The 18,834-nt window shown below is 71.6% G+C and carries 15 protein-coding genes; 9 read left to right on the top strand and 6 right to left on the bottom strand.

Annotation, left to right across the window (positions count from 1 at the left end):
* Nucleotides 1-5: 5 nt before the first annotated feature.
* The gene (gene ftsH, locus ACZ67T_RS20280; RefSeq protein WP_469985698.1) at nt 6-2,006 is read right to left on the bottom strand and encodes an ATP-dependent zinc metalloprotease FtsH; all 2,001 of its coding nucleotides are present in this window, start codon (nt 2,004-2,006) and stop codon (nt 6-8) included.
* Between the two features lie 93 nt (nt 2,007-2,099).
* Here ftsH and yhfZ point away from each other — a divergent pair, with 93 nt between their 5' ends.
* The 8 genes from yhfZ (at nt 2,100) to ACZ67T_RS20320 (ending at nt 9,813) form a co-directional block, all read left to right on the top strand.
* Nucleotides 2,100-3,038, top strand: coding sequence for a GntR family transcriptional regulator YhfZ (gene yhfZ, locus ACZ67T_RS20285; protein ID WP_469985700.1), 939 nt, complete (start codon nt 2,100-2,102; stop codon nt 3,036-3,038).
* Nucleotides 3,039-3,139: 101 nt separating this feature from the next.
* A complete protein-coding gene (locus ACZ67T_RS20290; protein WP_469985702.1) occupies nt 3,140-3,541 on the top strand; it encodes a PRD domain-containing protein in 402 nt (133 codons plus the stop codon).
* A complete protein-coding gene (locus ACZ67T_RS20295) occupies nt 3,538-3,894 on the top strand; it encodes a DUF2620 domain-containing protein (protein ID WP_469985704.1) in 357 nt (118 codons plus the stop codon). Before ACZ67T_RS20290 ends, ACZ67T_RS20295 begins: the two co-directional genes overlap by 4 nt.
* Before the next feature lie 49 nt (nt 3,895-3,943).
* The gene (locus tag ACZ67T_RS20300; protein WP_469985934.1) at nt 3,944-5,284 is read left to right on the top strand and encodes a YhfT family protein; all 1,341 of its coding nucleotides are present in this window, start codon (nt 3,944-3,946) and stop codon (nt 5,282-5,284) included.
* A 38-nt stretch (nt 5,285-5,322) separates the two neighbouring features.
* A complete protein-coding gene (locus ACZ67T_RS20305; RefSeq protein WP_469985705.1) occupies nt 5,323-6,273 on the top strand; it encodes a phosphotriesterase family protein in 951 nt (316 codons plus the stop codon).
* A gap of 2 nt (nt 6,274-6,275) precedes the next feature.
* Nucleotides 6,276-7,412, top strand: coding sequence for an aminotransferase class V-fold PLP-dependent enzyme (locus tag ACZ67T_RS20310; RefSeq protein ID WP_469985706.1), 1,137 nt, complete (start codon nt 6,276-6,278; stop codon nt 7,410-7,412).
* Nucleotides 7,413-7,414: 2 nt separating this feature from the next.
* Nucleotides 7,415-8,578, top strand: a complete 1,164-nt coding sequence (locus tag ACZ67T_RS20315) for a YhfX family PLP-dependent enzyme (RefSeq protein ID WP_469985708.1) — start codon at nt 7,415-7,417, stop codon at nt 8,576-8,578.
* Nucleotides 8,578-9,813 (top strand): phosphopentomutase, encoded by a 1,236-nt coding sequence (locus ACZ67T_RS20320; protein ID WP_469985709.1) that lies wholly within the window; start codon nt 8,578-8,580, stop codon nt 9,811-9,813. The genes ACZ67T_RS20315 and ACZ67T_RS20320 overlap by 1 nt, the downstream gene beginning before the upstream one ends.
* A 66-nt stretch (nt 9,814-9,879) precedes the next feature.
* On the opposite strand, the gene ffh is transcribed toward ACZ67T_RS20320, so the two are convergent.
* The 5 genes from ffh to nsdA all read right to left on the bottom strand — a co-directional run bounded on the left by ffh (nt 9,880) and on the right by nsdA (nt 17,578).
* Nucleotides 9,880-11,433, bottom strand: a complete 1,554-nt coding sequence (gene ffh, locus ACZ67T_RS20325) for a signal recognition particle protein (protein WP_469985710.1) — start codon at nt 11,431-11,433, stop codon at nt 9,880-9,882.
* 168 nt (nt 11,434-11,601) lie between these two features.
* Nucleotides 11,602-14,091 carry a [protein-PII] uridylyltransferase gene (locus tag ACZ67T_RS20330; RefSeq protein ID WP_469985711.1) on the bottom strand — a complete coding sequence of 830 codons (2,490 nt, stop codon included), beginning with the start codon at nt 14,089-14,091 and terminating at the stop codon, nt 11,602-11,604.
* A 21-nt stretch (nt 14,092-14,112) separates the two neighbouring features.
* Nucleotides 14,113-14,451: a P-II family nitrogen regulator gene (locus ACZ67T_RS20335; RefSeq protein WP_100595057.1), complete on the bottom strand. Its 339-nt coding sequence runs from the start codon at nt 14,449-14,451 to the stop codon at nt 14,113-14,115.
* On the bottom strand, nt 14,448-15,803 hold the full coding sequence (locus ACZ67T_RS20340) for an ammonium transporter (protein WP_469985713.1): 1,356 nt from the start codon (nt 15,801-15,803) through the stop codon (nt 14,448-14,450). Before ACZ67T_RS20340 ends, ACZ67T_RS20335 begins: the two co-directional genes overlap by 4 nt.
* A gap of 302 nt (nt 15,804-16,105) precedes the next feature.
* Nucleotides 16,106-17,578, bottom strand: coding sequence for a transcriptional repressor NsdA (nsdA, locus tag ACZ67T_RS20345; RefSeq protein ID WP_469985715.1), 1,473 nt, complete (start codon nt 17,576-17,578; stop codon nt 16,106-16,108).
* 467 nt (nt 17,579-18,045) lie between these two features.
* Here nsdA and ACZ67T_RS20350 point away from each other — a divergent pair, with 467 nt between their 5' ends.
* Nucleotides 18,046-18,723: a bifunctional DNA primase/polymerase gene (locus ACZ67T_RS20350; RefSeq protein ID WP_469985716.1), complete on the top strand. Its 678-nt coding sequence runs from the start codon at nt 18,046-18,048 to the stop codon at nt 18,721-18,723.
* Nucleotides 18,724-18,834 lie beyond the last annotated feature (111 nt).

An 18,834-nucleotide genomic window follows, 5' to 3' on the forward strand; every position in this document is an offset into this window, starting at 1 on the left:
GGGCATCACCGGTCCGTCTCCGTCTCCCGGCCGTCCGTGTCCTGAGTCCCCTGCGCCTCCTCGTCCTTGGTGAGGCGGATGACGCCGGCGACGCGGTAGGCCTCCGCCTCGTCGAGGGTCTCGTTCGCGAGGAGCGCCGCGGCCAGGGCGTCCAACTGGCCGCGGTGGTCGCGGAGTTTGGTGCAGGCCTCCTCGTAGCACTCGTCGACGATGCGGCGCATCTCGTGGTCGATGGTGTCGAGAGTGTGCGGCGCGGCGGAGAGCCCGTACGCCTGCTGGGCGTCGCTCGGCAGCGCGGAGAGGCGGCCGATGCGGTCGCTCATGCCCCAGCGGGCGACCATGCCGCGCGCGATGTTCGTGACCTGTTCGAGGTCGTTCTCGGCGCCGGTGGTGACGACCCCGTATACGACGTGTTCGGCCGCCATGCCGCCGAGCGCGCCGATGATGCGGCCCCGCAGGTACTCCTCCGTATAGGCGTATCTGTCGGCGTCGGGCGTGGAGAGGGTGACGCCGAGCGCGCGGCCGCGCGGCACGATGGTGATCTTGCGGACGGGGTCGGCGCCGGGCTGGAGCATGCCGAGCAGGGCGTGGCCGCTCTCGTGGTAGGCGGTGCGGCGGCGCTCCTCGTCCGGCATGACGAGGGGCCGTTCGGCGCCGAGCTGGACCTTTTCCAGCGCCTGGGAGAGGTCGGCCTGCGTGACGGCCTTCTGCTGGCGTTTGACGGCGAGGAGGGCGGCCTCGTTGGTGAGGTTGGCGAGGTCGGCGCCGGTCATGCCCGGGGTCGTGCGGGCGACCTGCAACAGGTCCACGTCAGAGGCGAGGGGGATCTGCCGGGTGTGGATCCTGAGGATCGCCTCGCGGCCGCCGCGATCGGGCGGGCTGACCGTCACGACGCGGTCGAAGCGGCCGGGACGGGTGAGGGCCGGGTCGAGGACGTCCGCGCGGTTGGTGGCCGCGATGACGATGACGCCCTCGGATCCCGAGAAGCCGTCCATCTCGGTGAGGATCTGGTTGAGGGTCTGCTCGCGTTCGTCGTGGCCGCCCATGGCGGAGCCGCCGCCGCGGGCCCGGCCGATGGTGTCGATCTCGTCGATGAAGATGATCGAGGGCGCCACCTTGCGGGCCTCGGCGAAGAGTTCGCGTACGCGCGAGGCACCGACTCCGACGATCATCTCGATGAACTCGGAGGCGGACGCGGAGAAGAACGGGACGCCGGCCTCGCCCGCGACGGCCCGGGCCAGGAGCGTCTTGCCGGTTCCCGGCGGGCCCGACAGGAGGACGCCGCGGGGCATCTTCGCGCCCATCTCGCGATAGGCGTCGGGGTTCTTGAGGAAGTCGACGACGTCACTGAGCTCGCCCTGCACCTCGTCGATGCCGGCGACGTCCGCGAACGTGGTGCGCTGCATGCCGGGTTCCAGCTCGACCGGCTTGGGCGGCTGCTTGCGCCCGAGCATGCCTCCCCCCATGCCACCGCCCATGCCCTGCCGCATCCGCCGCGCGATGAAGATCCACAGCACGACGAGCAGGAACATCGGGGCGAGCGAGATGAGGAGGTTGGCGAGGAAGCTGCGCTCCTGGACGACCGGTGAGGCCGTCACGGTGACGTTGTGCTTCTCCAGGTTCGCCCAGAGGTCGTCGTCCGCGAAGGACGGCCGCTGGGTCTTGAACTTGGTGTAGTTCTTGCTCGAACTGTCACTGTCGTCGGGCGTGGGCTGCTCCTTCTTCAGCTGGCCCTGGATCGCGTCGCCCTTGGAGTAGATCTTGGTGACGTTGTTGTCGGCGACCTGCTTGCTGAACTCGGTGTACGAGATCGTCGGCTCGTTGCCCTGGTTGAAGAACGACAGCACGAGGTTGGCGATGACGTAGACGATCAGGGCGGTGAGGATGAGCCCGCCCCAGCCGCCCGGCATCTTCTTCCTGGGCGACTTCGTGGGCTGTGGAGGCGGAGCTCCCTCGGAGCGCCACGGCTGGTCGGTGCGGTCGCGCGGGGGTACGGGGTTGGCCACGCCTGCTCTCCTCCTGCCGTCACGCCTCCCGCCCATGACCGCACAGATCCGGGACCCTTGCCAGTATCCAGAATCCTGGTTACTGTCCGGGCCGTGAACGGTTTCGACGAGCGTTTCCTTACGCGCAACGGCCTCGCGGCCCGCCAGCTCGCGGTCCTGCTGCTCAACCACGAGCCCGACACACGGCTGCCCCGGGTCCGCGACTTCGCCGAGGAACTGGGGTGCGGAAACGGCACGGTTCAGGCCGCCCTGCGGCTCCTGGAGGAGTCCGGCGCCATCGAGACCGCCGCGCGCGGCCACCTCGGCACCTTCCTGGTCCGCTCCGAGCGCTCCATCCTGTGGCGCCTCTCCGGCCTCGGCACCCTGCTCGCCGCGATGCCCCTCCCCTACTCCCGCCGCTACGAGGGCCTGGCCACCGGACTGCGTACGGCCTTCGAGGAGGCGGGCACCCCCTTCGCGATCACGTTCATGCGTGGCGCGGGCGCCCGGACCACCGCCCTGCTCGAAGGCAAGGTCGACCTCGTCGTTCTCTCACGGTTCGCCGCCGACCGGCTGATCGAGGAGCATCCGGTGGAGCTGGTCGCCGACCTGGGCCCGGCCACGTACGTCGGAGCGCACGGGCTGCTGCTGCGCGAGGGCGCCTCGCTCGACGCGCCCGGCCTGCGGGTCGCCGTGGACCACACCTCCGAGGACCAGCGGATGCTCGCCGAGCGCGCGTTCGCCGGGCGCAGCGACATCGAGTGGGTCGAGTGCTCGTACATGCAGCTGCGGGATCTGTTCGCGCAGAACCTGGCCGACGCCACCGTCTGGAATCTCGACGAGGTGCAGGGCCGGACAGGGATGGGCGGGGAGGTGCTGCCGCTGGGCGACGAGGTCACCCGCGATCTGTCCCTGCGCAACTCCAGCGCGGCGATCATCGGCAGGACCGAGGGAGCCAAGGCACTCTCCGCCGTACGGGACGCGGTCGACCTGTCGACCGTGACGTCGCTGCAGGCCGAGGTGTTGCGGGGCGAGCGCGTGCCGTCGTACTGAGCCGGCGGGGGCGCGGCCGGAAGGACTCGCCCGCTCCTCCCTCCGAATATCCAGAATCCCGATCATTGTCGAAGTGTGAGTGGAACCCGGAAGGAGATCCCATGGACGACCAACTCGCCCTCCGTATCCGGCTGTTCCGCGAAGGCGGTCAGGTCAGGCCCGAGGTCGCCGACTTCGTGACCGCCGAGCTAACCGCCCTCGCGGAACGCGGAAACGAGGTCACCGAGCAGACCGCCGGCATGCTCACCAGCCATCTGATGATGGCGCTGACCCGGCTCGTCGACGGGGAATCGATCGAGCAGTTCCTCACCGACGAACAGGTGGCCGCGGAGCTGGCCGGCCACCCCCGAGCCGTGGCCGGCGCCCGCGAGGTCGCCGCCCGCGCCCGCGAACAGCTCGGCGCCGCCCTGCCCGACTCCGAAGTCAACTTCCTCGCCATGCATCTTGCGGTGCTGGCGGGACGTCCGTCACCCGACTCCCGACCCCCAAGGACCACTCCATGACAAAGATCCTCACCGGCGGCGTAGGCAAGGTCGAGGTCGCCGGGACCGTCAAGGCGCTCGCCCTCGACGGCGTGGACATCGTCGTCTCCAGCGACATGGACGCCGCGATGAAGCTCCGTGTGGGCCAGGCCGACTTCTACCTCGGCACCTGTCACACCGGCGCCGGCGCCTCGCTCGGCGTCCTCGTCGGACTCATGGGCCGGACCGCGTGCCACACCTTCGGGCGTTCCGTGCCGACCGAGGACCAGGTCAACTCCCTGCTCGACCAGGGCAAGAAGGTCTTCGGGTTCTCCATGGACCAGATCGACGTCATCGCTCCGCTGATCGCCCGCGCCATCGCCGCGCGCGCCTGATCACACCAGGCACCTCCGCCCCGGGCACGAAGGAGATCCCGTGAGCCCCGTGAACACCACTCTCGCCGCAGGTGCGAACCTCGACTTCTCTCTGGCGCAGCAGTTGACCGTGATCGCCCTGTGCGCGCTGACCGCGTTCATCTCGCACATGGCACTGGCCGTCTTCAACGACGGTGTACGCCCGTTCATGCTGGACTTCATCCAGGGCCGGTCCACCCGCAGCGCCACCACCGCGGTCTCCTTCGGGCTCTCCGCCGGGTTCATCTTCGGTCTCGGCGCGCCGATGGCGCTCTCCAGCGGCGTACTCAACCCGTGGCTGCTGTTCCTGCCCACGGACATCCTCGGGCTGCTCGCCCCGAAGAAGTGGATCGCGCCGGTCCTGGGCGGTGCCTGGGGCGCCGTCGTCGTGTTCGGCCTGAAGGGCGCGAACAACGCGGCCCACGACCTGCCGGTCGACTTCCTCACCGCGATGCAGCAGATGTCGACGCCGATCCTGTTCCTGTTCACGCTGTTCCCGGTGCTGGCGATCACCAAGCAGTTCGGGCGCAAGTGGGGCGGCGCCGCGGGCGTCCTCGAACTGGCCCTGGTCGTGATGACCATGAAGATCTGGCCGAAGATCTTCGCGGGCGCGCTCGCCATGGCGGTCGGTGTCCTGATGCTCATCGGCCTCGCCGTCGCCAAGGACGTCCGGGAGCGCAGGGCCGCGCGGGCCGAGGGCGGCGGCGTCGAGGAAGTGGTCCTCGCGGACGACCCGATGGCATCGCTTTTCAGCGCCAGCGCGGACCGCCTGCGTAAGTTCCTGCCGCTGTTCATGGTGCTCGGCGCGGGTGTCTGTGTGCTCGCGCAGATGCACATATTCGGCGGTGGTGAGGCCACCAGCTTCCTGATCGCGAAAGGACACTACAGCGAGGCCGCCCAGGTGGACTTCTACCGGGTGTTCGGCTTCATCCCGCTGATCGCGACGACGGCGCTCGCCTCGGGGGCGTACGGCATCGCGGGCTTCACGCTCGTCTACCCCATCGGCTATCTGCTGCCGAACCCGTTCCTCGCGGCGATCGTCGGCGCGGCCGTGTTCGCCGTCGAGGTGCTCGCCCTCTCCTACATCGGCACGTTCCTCGGCAAGCTGCCGAGCGTGCGCGACTCGTCGGAGCAGCTGCGCAGTGCCATCACCGACACGCTCCAGCTGGCGATCCTCTTCGGTTCGCTGATGGCGGCCAACGCCATGGGCGCCGGTCTCGGCATCCTCGTCGTCGGCGGGCTCTATCTGCTGAACGAGGCGATGGGCCGGCCGGTCGTACGGATGGCGGCCGCACCCGCCGCGGTGATCGTCGGCGGCATCCTGCTCAACCTCCTGTACTGGCTCGACCTGTTCACCCCGATCAAGAGCTGAGGCCGGGTACGTACGCCGGGAAGGAAACCCACCGCACCATGCACTCCCCGCCCCTCATCCACACCGTCACCGGCCCGCTCCCGGCAACCGCCGTACGTGGCCCGGCCCTGGCCCACGAGCATCTGGTGCTCGACCTCGACCGGCACGGCAACGGCGGAGCGGTCCTCGACGCCGAGGCGCACGGACCGGCCGTCACGGCCGAACTGGCCGCCCTGCGCGAGGAGTTCGGCCTCTCCCTGGTGATCGAGCTGACCTGCCGCGGCATGGGGCGCGACCCGCGCGCCCTGGCCCGGATCTCCCGGGACGCGCAGGTCGCCGTCGTCGCGGCCACCGGCTGGTACTACGAGCCGTTCCACACACCCGAGCTGGCCGGCGCGGAGGTCGGGCAGCTGGCCGACACCCTGGTCCGCGAGATCGACGGCGGTCTCGGCACAAGCGGCATCCGGCCGGGTGTGCTCGGCGAGGTCGGCAGCCACGGTGACGTGCCCAGCGAGCCGGAGTCGCGTGCGCTGCGGGCGGCGGCGCGGGCCGCCGTCGCCACCGGTCTGTCGGTCGCCACGCACGCGCAGCTCGGCCGCGGCGGGCTAGCCCAGCTGGAGCTGCTCACCGGCGAGGGCCTCGCCCCGCACCGGATCTCGGTCGGCCACCAGGACCTCCTCGACGATCCGGCCGTGCACAAGGAGCTGGCCGCGAGCGGCGCGTACGTCGCGTTCGACACCGTCGGCAAGGAGAGCTACCAGCGCGACGGCGTCCGGCTCCGGCTGCTGCTCGCCCTCGTCGAGGCCGGCTACGCCGACCGTGTCCTGCTCAGCTGCGACATCTCGCGCCACGGCTATCTGGAGCGTGAGGGCGGTCAGGGTTACGGGCATCTGTTCCGGTCGTTCCTGCCCCGGGTCCGTGCCGCGGGCGTGGACGACGGCCTGGTGGACCTGATGACGCGCCGCAATCCGCTGCGCTTCCTGACCGGCGCGAGCGTGGAGGAGATCTGACGATGACACCCGCCCACTCGGCCGCACCCGCGCTCCCCGAGACCTTTCCGCTCGCCACGATCCCGGTCGACGAGGCGATGGCCCGGCAGTTCCGCCTGATCGAGTGCACCGCCGCGCACTTCACCGGCGAGGAGCTGTTCGGCGCCGACGTGGGTGTCGTGCCGGGGCTCGGCCGGCCCCGCACGACCGCCAAGGCCGAGGCGGTGCTCGCCGGCTTCTTCGGGGCCGAGGACGCCGCCTTCGTCCAGGGCGCGGGCACCGGAGCGATCCGTGCCGCGCTGAACGCCGCGGTGCGCGCGGGTGACCCGCTGCTGATCCACCGCGCGCCGGTGTACCGGACCACCGAGGTCACGCTGCGCGGCCTCGGCGTCCGTACCGAAGAGGTCGACTTCAACGACCTGGGCGCGCTGCGCGAGGCCCTCGCGTCGGGGCGCTTCCGGTGGGCGTACGTCCAGCACACCCGGCAGCGGCTCGGCGACTCGTACGACCCGGGCGAGGTGCTCGCCGCCTGCCGGGCCGCCGGAGTGCGCACGGTCGTCGACGACAACTACGCCGTGCTGCGTGTGCCCGCGTCGGGCGTCGAACTCGGCGCGGACGCCTCCTGTTTCTCGCTGTTCAAGCTGCACGGTCCCGAGGGCGTGGGCATCGTCGTCGGGGCGCGTGACCTCGTCGAGCGGGTCCGCGCGGACAACTACTCGGGCGGCGGCCAGGTCCAGGGGCATCAGGCGCTTGACGTGCTGCGCGCCCTGACGCACGTGCCGGTGATGTGGGCGGTGCAGTCGCGGGTGGGCGCCCAGGTCGCCGAGCGGCTCGCCGCCGGCGAGGTGGACGGCGTCGCCGAGGTGCGGCTCGCGAACGCGCAGGACCGGTGCCTGCTCGTGCGCCTCGACCGGCCAGTGGCGCGTGAACTCCCCGCTGTCGCCGCCCGGTTCGGCGCCGCGCCCTATCCCGTCGGCTCCAACTCCCGTTACGAGATCGCGCCGCTGTTCTACCGCATGTCCAGCTCGTCCCTCGACGACTCCCCCGGGCTCGCGGAGTGGACGGTGCGGATCAATCCGATGCGGGCGGGCGCCGACCTCGTGATCGACATCCTGCGCCGCTCCCTCGACGTGCTGAAGCACCACGCAAAGGACGACTGACCGTGTTCCTCGACAGTCTGCTCACCCGCAACCCCGAGCTCGTCGACGCCGCGGCCGACCTCCACCGGCGGGGCGCGATCCCGCCCGACACGTACGTCATGGATCTCGACGCGATCGAGTCGAACGCCGCACTGCTCGCCGCCGGGGCGGACCGGCTCGGGCTCACCCTCTGGTTCGTCGTGAAGCAGCTCGGCCGCAACCCCGAGCTGATCAGGGCCATCGCCCGCCACATCCCGAAGTACGCGGCCATCGACGCGCAGGAGGCCCGCACCCTGCACGCGGCGGGCGCGCAGGCCGGAAACCTCGGCCACCTCGCACAGATCCCGCGCCGCTCGCTGCCCGGGATGCTGGCCTGGCGCCCGGAGACCGTGACCGTCTTCGACGTCGACAACGCCCGCGCGGTCTCGGATGCGGCCCGCGCGCAGGGCTTCGTCCAGGACGTCCTCGTACGCCTCGAAGGGGCGGAGGGCGCCGTCTATCCCGGGCAGGAGGGCGGCGTTCCACTCGGTGCGCTCGACGACTTCGCGGCGGCCTCAGAGGAGTTGCCCGGGGTGCGGATCGCGGGCGTCACCGCGTTCCCGTGCGTGCTGTGCGACCCGGCGACGGGCACACCACGCCCCACCGAGAACTTCGAACTGGCCGTCAAGGCAAGGGATTTGCTCACCTCACGCGGGCACGAAGGCCTGAAGCTGAGCGCCCCGAGCGCCACCTCCATGGCCAGCCTCCCTCTCCTCGCCGAGCACGGCGCGACCCACGGCGAGCCGGGCCACTCGCTCACCGGCACCACCCCCCTGCACGCCCGCGACGCCGGCCAGCCCGAGAAGCCCGCCTACGTCTACGTCACCGAGGTCGCCCACACCCTCGCCGACGGCCGGCCCGCCGTGTTCGGCGGCGGTTTCTACCCCCGCGCACACATCGGGTCCGCGCTGCTGCCCCGCACGGGCCGGCGCCTCGCGGTACAGGACGCGCCCGCGGAGAACATCGACTACTACCGGCTGCTCGACGCGCCCGGCCCCGGCCACGCGCCCGCGGCGGGCGACACGGCGCTGCTCGCGTTCCGTACGCAGATCTTCGTGACCCGGTCGACGGTCGCGGTGGTGGCGGGCCTGTCGTCCGGCTCGCCGCGCCTGACCGGCCTGTACGACGCGCAAGGAAGGGCCCTGTGATGAGCAAGACCGTCATCGTCGTCGTCGACGGATTCGGTGTCGGCGCCATGCCGGACGCGGGCGCCCTGCGCCCCGGCGACCTGGCGGCGGACACCTGCGGGCACGTGCTCGACCGGTGCCGCGAGGCGTTCGGGCGGCCGCTGCGGCTGCCCGCGCTCGGTGCGCTCGGGCTGGGCCTGGTGCACCCGCACCCGGACCTCGCGCGGCGCACCCCTCTGCCGGTCGCGGCGGGCCGGGCCGGGCTCGGCTACCCCGGCGCGGACACGTACGCCGGCCACCAGACGATGATGGGCGCCGACTTCAGCCGGGTGACGGTGGCGCGGCTCGGCGACCACCTCGACGAGGTCACCGCGGCCCTGGAGGCCGCGGGCCACCGGGTCGAACTCCTCGACGACAGACCCTTGCTGGCGGTCGACGGGGTTGTCCTCGTGCACGACAACCTGGAGGCCGACCCGGGCATCAACTGGAACGCCTCGGGCCGCCTCGACGACCTGGACTTCGACGGGATCGTCTCCGTCGCGCGTACCGTGCGCGCGGTGGCTCCCGTCGCGCGGGTCATCGCGGTGGGCGGCCGCGCGAGCGGCCCGCTGTGCGACTTCGTGCGCGAAGGGGACGGCGGCACGGTCGGCCTCGACACCCCGGCTAGCGGCTTCTACCGCAACGGCGGCCTCGAGGTGCGGCACCTCGGCGCGGGCCTCGACCACACGCGGCAGCTGCCGGACCTGGCGGCGCGGGCCGGGATTCCCGTCACGCTCGTCGGGAAGGCCGCGGACATCCTGGCCTGCGACGACGCGGTGCGGCGCCCGGCCGTGCCGACCGCGGACGTGCTCGCGCACACGCTCGAAGCCGTTCGCGCGGAGGGCGACGCACTGGTCGTGGCCAATGTGCAGGAGAGCGATCTGGCCGGGCACCAACAGGACGTGGAACGTTACGGGCACGTCCTGGAGCAGGTCGACGCGGGGCTCGCGGCGCTCGTCTCCCTGCTCGACGCGGACGGCGACCGACTGATCGTGACCGGCGACCACGGGAACGACCCGACGATCGGCCACGCCTTCCACACCCGGGAGTTCGTGCCGGTGCTCGTCCACCGCCCCGGCGCGGCCGGTGTCGAGCTGCTGCCGGACGCGGGCAGCCTGGCGGACGTGGGCGCGACGGCCGCGGCGGCGCTCGGCCTCGATCCGGCGGGGCTCGCGAACGGCACGGAGATCAGTCGGGCGGCGGCGCGGGCAGCCTGACCCGCTCATGCGTAAGGGGCGCCCGCAACGGCGGGCGCCCCTTACGCATGTCTACGAAGTGGCCGGTCAGCCCATGAACTTCTTGAACTCGTCGGGCAGTTCGAAGTTCTTGTCCTGGTCGGCGGCGGGCAGACCGAACGCGTTGCCGCTCTGACCGGCGGCCTCCCGGCGCGCCGCCTCTTCCTCTTCCTGCTGCTTGCGCTTCATCGGGTTGCCGGAGCGCTGCTTGCCCTTGGCCTGCTTCTGCTTCTTCTTCTGCCGGCCGGGGCCGCCGCCCATGCCCGGCATCCCGGGCATCCCCGGCATGCCGCCGCCCTGCGCCATGCGGGACATCATCTTGCGGGCCTCGAAGAACCGCTCGACGAGGTTCTTCACCGCGCTGACCTCGACGCCCGAACCGCGGGCGATACGGGCACGGCGCGAGCCGTTGATGATCGTGGCGTCCGCGCGCTCGGCCGGGGTCATCGACTTGATGATGGCGGCCGTGCGGTCGACGTCGCGCTCGTCGAGGTTGTTGATCTGGTCCTTCATCTGCGCCATGCCGGGCAGCATCCCGAGCAGCTTGGAGATGGAGCCCATCTTCCTGACCTGTTCCATCTGGGCCAGGAAGTCGTCGAGCGTGAAGTCCTGGCCCTTCTTGGAGGCCAGCTTGGAGGCCATCTTCTCGGCCTCCTGCTGCGAGAAGGTCTGCTCGGCCTTCTCGATCAGCGTGAGCATGTCGCCCATGCCAAGGATGCGGGACGCCATGCGGTCCGGGTGGAACGCGTCGAAGTCGTCCAGCTTCTCGCCGTTCGAGGCGAACATGACCTGGCGGCCGGTGACGTGCGCGATCGACAGGGCGGCACCACCACGGGCGTCACCGTCGAGCTTGGAGAGCACCACGCCGTCGAAGCCGACGCCGTCACGGAAGGCCTCGGCGGTGTTGACCGCGTCCTGACCGATCATGGCGTCGACGACGAAGAGGACCTCGTCGGGCGAGACGGCGTCGCGGATGTCCGCGGCCTGCTGCATCAGCTCCTGGTCGATACCCAGGCGGCCGGCGGTGTCGACGATGACGACGTCGTACTGCTTCTGCCGGGCGAACTCGATGGAGTCCTTGGCGACCTGAACCGGGTCGCCCACGCCGTTGCCCGGCTCCGGGGCGTAGATGCCGACGCCGGCGCGCTCGGCGACGACGGACAGCTGGTTCACGGCGTTCGGGCGCTGGAGGTCACAGGCGACGAGCAGCGGCGCGTGGCCCTGCCCCTTCAGCCAGTGGCCGAGCTTTCCGGCGAGCGTCGTCTTACCGGCACCCTGGAGACCCGCGAGCATGATCACGGTGGGCGGGTTCTTGGCGAACCGCAGGCGCCGGGTCTCGCCGCCGAGGATGCCGATGAGCTCCTCGTTGACGATCTTGATGACCTGCTGGGCCGGGTTCAGCGCATGGGAGACCTCCGCGCCGGCCGCACGCTCCTTGACCTGCTTGATGAAGGCGCGGACGACGGGCAGGGCCACGTCCGCTTCGAGCAGGGCGATACGGATCTCGCGCGCCGTGGCGTCGATGTCCGCCTCGCTGAGGCGCCCCTTGCCGCGGAGGTTCTTGAATGTCGCTGCGAGGCGGTCGGAAAGAGTGTCGAACACGGCGGTCGCGAATCCTCGGGTTGAAGGGCGGGCGGACAGGTCGTCCTCCAGGGTATCCGGAGGTGTCCAGTGGGGTCTCCACCCCATTCGTACGAAGCGCTCCCGAGGCCGTACGAAGCGCCCCGGGGAGACCAGCGCCACACAAAGCCGGTCTCCCCGTAGGCCCCGCTACCCCCGCAACGCCCCCTCCAGCGCGCCCGCCACAGCGGCGGCGTCCGGCGTGGGGAGCGGCTTTCCCTCGGCGCCCGTGACATAGAACGCGTCGACCGCGTTCGCCCCGAGGGTCGACACATGCGCGGACCGCACCCGTACGCCCGCCGTCTCGAGCGCCCGGCCGATGCGGTGCAGCAGGCCCGGTGCGTCCTGTGCCCGCACCTCGATCACCGTCGCGTGCCGCGAGGCGGCGGGGGCGACCGTCACCCGGGGCGGCGGCGCGACGGTGCCGCCGCGCCGCCGCGGATAGGCGGCGTCCCGCTCGGCGAGCCGGGCGGCGATGTCCAGGGAGCCGTCGAGGGCCCGTACGAGATCCGCGCGCAGCCGTGCGGCCTGGGGCAGGGACCCGTACTCGGCGGCGACCCTCCAGTCGAGGAGCAGGACCGAGCCCGGCATCTGGGCGGGCAGGTCGAGGGCGCGCAGCTCCGCCGTGCGGACCGTGAGCCGGTGCATGGCGAGCACCCCGGCGACGGCGGGCAGCACGCCGGGCTGGTCGGGGACGGCGATCAGCAGTTCGACGCCGAGGGGCTCCGGATCGGCGGGCGCGGCCTCGGCGCCCTCCGCGTCCCGGTCGACGGGAGCCTCGGTCTGCGCGCGCAGGGACAGCACCGGGCCGCCCGTGCGGAAGGCCTCGACGGCCAGCCGCTCCTGCTCGGCTGTCGGCTCGGCGGCGGGGCCGTCGCCGTCGGCGGGGGCCTCCCCCGCGAGGACGGCGGCGACCCGCTTGACCAGGTCGGTGACGAGCGAGCCGCGCCACGAGGACCAGGCCGCGGGCCCGGTGGCGAGCGCGTCCGCCTCCGTCAGGGCATGCAGCAGTTCGAGCGTCCCCACGGACCCGACCGCGTCCGCGACGGCCCGCACCGTAGCCGGGTCGTCCAGATCGCGCCGCGTCGCCGACTCGATGAGGAGCAGATGGTGGCGTACGAGGGTGGCGACGACGGCGACGTCCGCACGGTCGAAGCCGATGCGCGCGGCCACGTCCTTCGCGATGATCTCGCCGGCCACGGAGTGGTCGCCGGGCCAGCCCTTGCCGATGTCGTGCAGGAGCGCGGCGACGAGCAACAGGTCGGGGCGGCCGACGCGGCGCGTGAGGTCGGCGGCGCGCACGGCGGTCTCGACGAGGTGCCGGTCGACCGTCCAGGTGTGCACGGCGTTGCGCTGGGGCCTGCACCGCACCCGCTCCCAGTCGGGCAGCAGCCGCGTGATCAGGCCCTCGGCCTCCAGCGCCTCCCAGACCTCGACGGTCGGCCGGCCCGCGCCGAGCAGCGTCACGAGCTGCTCGCGGGCCTCGGCGGGCCACGGCGTGGGCAGCGGGCGCGCGGCGGCGGCCAGCCTGCGGACGGCGTGCAGGGACAGGGGCAGACCGGCCTGGGCGGCGGCCGCCGCGGCGCGCAGCGGCAGCACGGGGTCGCGCTCGGGCCTGGCCGCGCGGGCGAGGACCGCCTCGCCCTCCTGCTCGACGACGCCCTCGGCGAGCGGCGACCGCTCGGCGACGGGCTTGCTCCCGCCGCCCAGCATGGCGCGCAGCCGCGGACGCACGGCCCGCGACTTGAGCACGCGCCCCACCTCGCGCCAGGTGACGTCACTGGCGTACGACACGGTGCGCGCGGCCTCGTAGACCTGGCGGAGCAGGGTGTCCGCGTCGAGGAGGCCGAGTCCGGCGGCGACCTGGTCCTGTTCCTGGAGGGCGAGGCGGTCGGTGGCACGGCCGGTGGCCAGGTGCAGGGCGTCCCGCACGTCGAGGAGCCTGCGCCGCGCGTCGGCGAGGCCCTCCCTGGGGGCGTCGGCGAGCCACGACGCGGCGACGGCGCGCAGCGCGGTGGCGTCCCGGAGGCCGCCCCTGGCCTCCTTGAGGTCGGGTTCGAGCAGGTACTGCAACTCGCCCTGACGTTCGGCCCGTTCGTCGCACAGGTCGCGCAGTTCGGGCAGGCGTTTGGGCGCCTGGTTGCGCCAGTCGGCGAGGACGGCGGTGCGCAGGCCCGCCGTCAGGCCGAGGTCGCCGGCGATGTGCCGGGCGTCGAGGAGGCCGAGCTGCACCTTGAGGTCCTCGCCCGCCGTCTTACGCGCCTCCGCCGGAGTGCGGACGGAGTGGTCGAGGGCGAGCCCCAGGTCCCAGACGGGGTACCAGACGCGGTCCGCGAGGGAGGCGATGGCGCCGGGCCCTGCGCTGCCGTCGTGCAGGAGCAGCAGGTCGAGGTCGCTGCGCGGGGAGAGCTCCCCGCGCCCGTAGCCGCCGACGGCGACGAGTGACACCCCTGTCAGCTCGCGCGCCCCGGCGGTGAACAGTTCGGCGAGCCAGTCGTCGGTCAGCCCGGCGAGGGCCGAACGGCGCGGCGGCCCGGACTGCGCCTCGTCCTGGAGGAGGCGCAGCCGGGCCGCCGCATAGCCGCTGGGTGCTGAATCGTCGTCGTCCGCTTTTCCGGTCTGCACATCCACACTCGTCACCCAGCGACTCCTCTGTTCCGTTTACAGCGCGTCCGGCCCACGCTCACCGGTGCGGACCCTGACGGCGGTCTCCACCGGGACGGCCCAGACCTTGCCGTCCCCGATCTTGCCGGTCCTCGCGGCCTTGACCACGACATCGATGAGCTGTTCGGCGTCGTCGTCCTCCACGAGGACCTCAATGCGGATCTTCGGTACGAGGTCGACGGTGTACTCGGCGCCGCGGTAGACCTCGGTGTGGCCGCGCTGGCGGCCGTATCCGCTGGCCTCGGTGACGGTCAGGCCCTGGATGCCGAAGGCCTGGAGGGCTTCCTTGATCTCGTCGAGCCGGTGCGGCTTGACGACCGCCGTGATGAGCTTCATGCGTCCACCTTCTTGATCTGGTCTGCCGGCTCGTGGACGGCGCCCGGGCCCGGCGCGGCCGAGCGGAGGACCGTGCCGCCGCCCGCGCCGCTGAAGTCGTACGCGGTCTCGGCGTGCTCGACCTGGTCGATGCCGGAGACCTCGTCGTCCTCGCTGACGCGCATGCCGATCGCCTTGTCGATCAGGAAGGCGAGGATCGCGGAGGCGACGAGCGAGTACGCGAGAACCGCGCCGACGCCCGCGAGCTGCTTCCACAGCTGGGTCAGGCCGCCGCCGTAGAAGAGGCCCTGCGCGTCGGACTGGCCGCCGCCGGTGGCGAAGAAGCCGATGAGGAGCGAACCGATGACTCCGCCGACGAGGTGGACGCCGACGACGTCGAGCGAGTCGTCGTAGCCGAACCGGTACTTGAGGCCGACGGCCATGGCGCACAGGACACCCGCGACGGCACCGATGGCGATCGCGCCGAGCGGCGAGCAGGAGCCACCGGACGGGGTGATCGCGACGAGGCCGGCGACCGCGCCGGAGGCGGCACCGAGAGTGGTGAACGCGCCGTGCCGGATCTTCTCGTAGATCAGCCAGGCAAGCATCGCGGCGGCGGTGGCGACCTGCGTGTTGACGAACATCAGCGCGCCGACACCGTCGTCGTTGCCGAGCCACGAACCCGCGTTGAACCCGAACCAGCCGAACCACAGCAGACCGGCGCCGAGCATCACCAGCGGCAGCGAGTGGGGCCGCATCGGGTCCTTCTTGAAGCCGACGCGCTTGCCGATCACGAGGATCACACCGAGGGCGGCCGCACCCGCGTTGATGTGGACCGCGGTGCCGCCGGCGAAGTCGATGACTCCGAGGTCGAACGCCCAGCCACCGGTGCCCCATACCCAGTGCGCGACGGGGAAGTACACGAGCGTGGCCCACAGGGTGATGAACAGCGCCCAGGCGCTGAACTTCACGCGGTCGGCCAGCGCGCCGCTTATCAGGGCGGGCGTGATGATCGCGAACATCAGCTGGAACACGGCGAAGACGTAGATCGGGATGGTGTAGCCGTCCCACAGCTGCGTCAGGCCGATGCCGCTGAGCCCGACGTAGTCCGAGGACCAGCCGATCAGGCTGCCGTGGTCGGTGCCGAAGGCGGCGGAGAAGCCGTAGAGGACCCACAGGATCGTGACGATCCCGAGGCTGATGAAGCTCATCATCAGCATGTTCAGGGTGGACTTGACGCGGACCATGCCTCCGTAGAAGAAGGCCAGTCCCGGCGTCATGATCATCACCAGGGCGGAACAGATCAGCATGAACCCTGTATTGGCGGCAGACAGCGTGTGCGTGTCTGCGGCAAGCATGATGCCTGGGGGCATCGGCGTCTCCTCGTCGTTGGTACGGCCCCGTGCGGGCGAAGCCTGTGCGGTCAAGAGGGGTGGGCCGGTTATGCGCCAAGAGAATGGTGCAGCGCCGTTTCCGTGGACGCCCCTCGATGTTTCGCCGCAGTGACGAAGAGGTCGTGCGTGTTACGCGTCAATGAACTGCCTGATTCGGGGTGAGGCGATCGTTATCGTGACGCAACCAACAAAGACCGGCCGCGGCGGCCATCCGGTTGACCTGGCAATGGGGGAGCCGAGTCGGGCAGTCCGGGAGGGCCGACCGCGGCCGGGGACAAGGATCAGACCGCTTCGGCGGTCTCCGGCAGATGGATCGCGAGCTGGTCGGTGAGGTGCGTGACCTCGGCGACGTCCCCGAACTCGCGGACCGCGGTGTCCACGGTCTTGCGGATACGGGTGTTAACCCGCTCGGAGCGCACCTTCTTGGCGATGATCATGGCCTGCTCGGCAAGCACCGTGGACTGCTCGGGCTCGCGCTGGAGCAGATGCACCGTGGCCATCCCGATCAGGTTCAGCGCGTACGACCGCTGGTGCTCGGCGTCCTTCTCGAAGAGCTCGACGGCGCGCCGCATGACGGGCTCGGCCATCGAGGCGTACGTGGGGCTGCGGCCCGCCACATAGGCGAGGTCGCGGTACGAGTGGGAGTTCTCCCCGTGCAGCTCGGCCTCGGAGAAGAAGCGGATCCAGTCGGGGTCCGGGTCGTCCCAGTCGTCGGCGTCGTGGAAGGTCTCCTCGGCCATCCGGACGGCCCGCTTGCACTTGCCGGGCTGCCCGATGTTCGCGTACGCGCGGGCCTCCATCGCATACAGCATGGCCTGCGTGCGCGGGCTGGCGCAGTCGCGGCTGCCGTACTGCGCGAGATGGACGAGTTCCAGCGCGTCGTCGGGCCGGCCGAGGTGGATCATCTGCCGGCTCATGCTGGACAGGATGTACGAGCCGAGCGGCTTGTCGCCGGCTTCCTTGGCCGCGTGCAGGGCGAGGACGAAGTACTTCTGGGCGGTGGGCTGGAGGCCCACGTCGTAGCTCATCCAGCCCGCCAGCTCGGCCAGCTCGGCCGCGACTTTGAAGAGCCGTTTCGTCGTGTCCGCCGGCTGGGGCTCCTGGAGCAGGTCGGTCACCTCGTGCAGCTGGCCGACGACGGCCTTGCGGCGCAGCCCGCCGCCGCACTGCGCGTCCCACTGCCGGAACATGACCGTCGTCGACTCCAGGAGGTCGAGCTCCGGCTTCGAGAGCCGGTTCCCCCGGCGCAGGGCCGCCGGGTCGGGCTCCACCGCCGACGTCCCGGGTGTGGGCACGAGCCAGCGCTGCATGGGCTCGATGAGCGCGGGGCCCGCCGAGAGCGCGAGGGCGCTGCCGAGGAATCCGCGGCGCGCCAGCATCAGGTCGCTGCGGGAGAACTCACCGATCAGCGCCACCGTCTGCGGACCCGTCCACGGCAGGTCGACGCCGGACACGGAGGGTGCCTGGTGCGCGGCGCGCAGGCCGAGGTCCTCGACCGCGACGACGCAGCCGAAGCGCTCGGAGAACAGCTCGGACAGGATCCGCGGGATCGGCTCGCGCGGGTTCTCGCCGTCGAGCCAGCGGCGCACGCGCGAGGTGTCCGTGGAGATGTGATTGGCGCCCAACTGCCGTGCCCGGCGGTTCACTTGGCGCGCCAGCTCGCCCTTCGACCAGCCGCTGCGCAGGAACCACGAGCTCAGCAGCTCGTTGGGGCGCTTCTCAGCGTTCGTCACGCTTCCGTCGCTGCCGCCCACTGGAACGCCCCCATCCCTGAAGCCACCTCTTCGCCACCCCGCCGCTGCGGGGTGCGATGTGCGTCAAGCCCTACCAGCATGCCGTCAACTGAGGCCGCCCGTCCGGTGGTTGTCACTCCTCGAACAGGAAACCGACTTGCCTCCGGCATACCCAAGAGTGCTCTCGTCCCAGGGCTTGTGTACCGAAAGTAACCCTACGATCACCCCTCCGGCCATGGCGAACCCGGAAACGCCACCATTCGCCACCCCTTCGAATGAACTAGGGGAGCGCCACACACGATTCACTTGACATAGGACGGCCGAAAGTGGGCGGAGCGGTGTACGCCGGGGCGTGCGACACCGGGCGCACCACCCCCGAAGCTACCGAGGGCCGCCCCGAGCCGGCGTTTCACGGCCCCGCGGAAACAGAGGGTCACGATCCGATTCCGTCTCGTAACCACCGGTGCGCAGGACCCGTTGGAGGGGGCATGGGCTTCACGATCGGCGGCAGCCGCGGGATTCTCGACATCCGGTCCGGTGCGCGGCGCCGCGGCCGCACTTCAGGCCGTGCGTCGGACTGCACCTCGGTGGCCGAGTTCACCGGGCTCTGGGGCTGGGAGGTGGTGCCGGGGGCACGCGCCTCGGGCGGCGCCTGCTCGTGCGGCAGGGCGGGCTGCATCCAGCCCGGCGCCCACCCCATCGACCACGCGCCGACCGTCCCGGCGGGGGCCACGCTCGACGAGGTGACCGAGACCTGGGAGCAGTTCCCCGGCGCCGCGGTGATGCTGCCGGTCGGCAGCGCGTTCGACATCATCGACGTACCCGAGGCGGCCGGCCGTCACGCGCTCGTCCGCCTGGAGCGGATGGGCCTGCCGCTCGGCCCGGTGACGGCGACGCCCGAGGGACGCGCCCACTTCTTCGTCGCACCGGGCTCCGCCGCCGAACTCGGCTCGCTGCTCTACCGGATGGGCTGGGACGACGCGACCCTCGACCTGCACGCCCTCGGCCCCGGCACCCACATCACCGCCCCGCCCTCCGACCGCGGCGGCCTCGGCCCGGTCCGGTGGCTGCGCGCCCCCGGACTCGACTCGGCGACCGAACCCCCGCAGGCCCGCCTCGTCCTCGGCACCCTGGCGTACGTGGCCCATCGTTCCCCGGCGGTCTAGCGACGGCCCACGCACATGGAAGCGGCCGGTCCCCTCGGAGGGGGGGGTTTCCCGTGCGCAAAGAAGTCCGTCCGACTCCCCGCCCACCCGCACATCCACAAAAGACCCCAG

It is taken from the genome of Streptomyces sp. NPDC107517 (genome assembly GCF_055582645.1).

What these genes read in the sequence shown, in the direction of transcription:
- ACZ67T_RS20290 (WP_469985702.1), top strand. Translation starts at nt 3,140, where the DNA reads ATGGACGACCAACTCGCCCTCCGTATCCGGCTGTTCCGCGAAGGCGGT.
- ACZ67T_RS20295 (WP_469985704.1), top strand. Translation starts at nt 3,538, where the DNA reads ATGACAAAGATCCTCACCGGCGGCGTAGGCAAGGTCGAGGTCGCCGGG.
- ACZ67T_RS20305 (WP_469985705.1), top strand. Translation starts at nt 5,323, where the DNA reads ATGCACTCCCCGCCCCTCATCCACACCGTCACCGGCCCGCTCCCGGCA.
- ACZ67T_RS20310 (WP_469985706.1), top strand. Translation starts at nt 6,276, where the DNA reads ATGACACCCGCCCACTCGGCCGCACCCGCGCTCCCCGAGACCTTTCCG.
- ACZ67T_RS20320 (WP_469985709.1), top strand. Translation starts at nt 8,578, where the DNA reads ATGAGCAAGACCGTCATCGTCGTCGTCGACGGATTCGGTGTCGGCGCC.
- ACZ67T_RS20335 (WP_100595057.1), bottom strand. Translation starts at nt 14,451, where the DNA reads ATGAAGCTCATCACGGCGGTCGTCAAGCCGCACCGGCTCGACGAGATC.
- ACZ67T_RS20340 (WP_469985713.1), bottom strand. Translation starts at nt 15,803, where the DNA reads ATGCCCCCAGGCATCATGCTTGCCGCAGACACGCACACGCTGTCTGCC.
- ACZ67T_RS20350 (WP_469985716.1), top strand. Translation starts at nt 18,046, where the DNA reads ATGGGCTTCACGATCGGCGGCAGCCGCGGGATTCTCGACATCCGGTCC.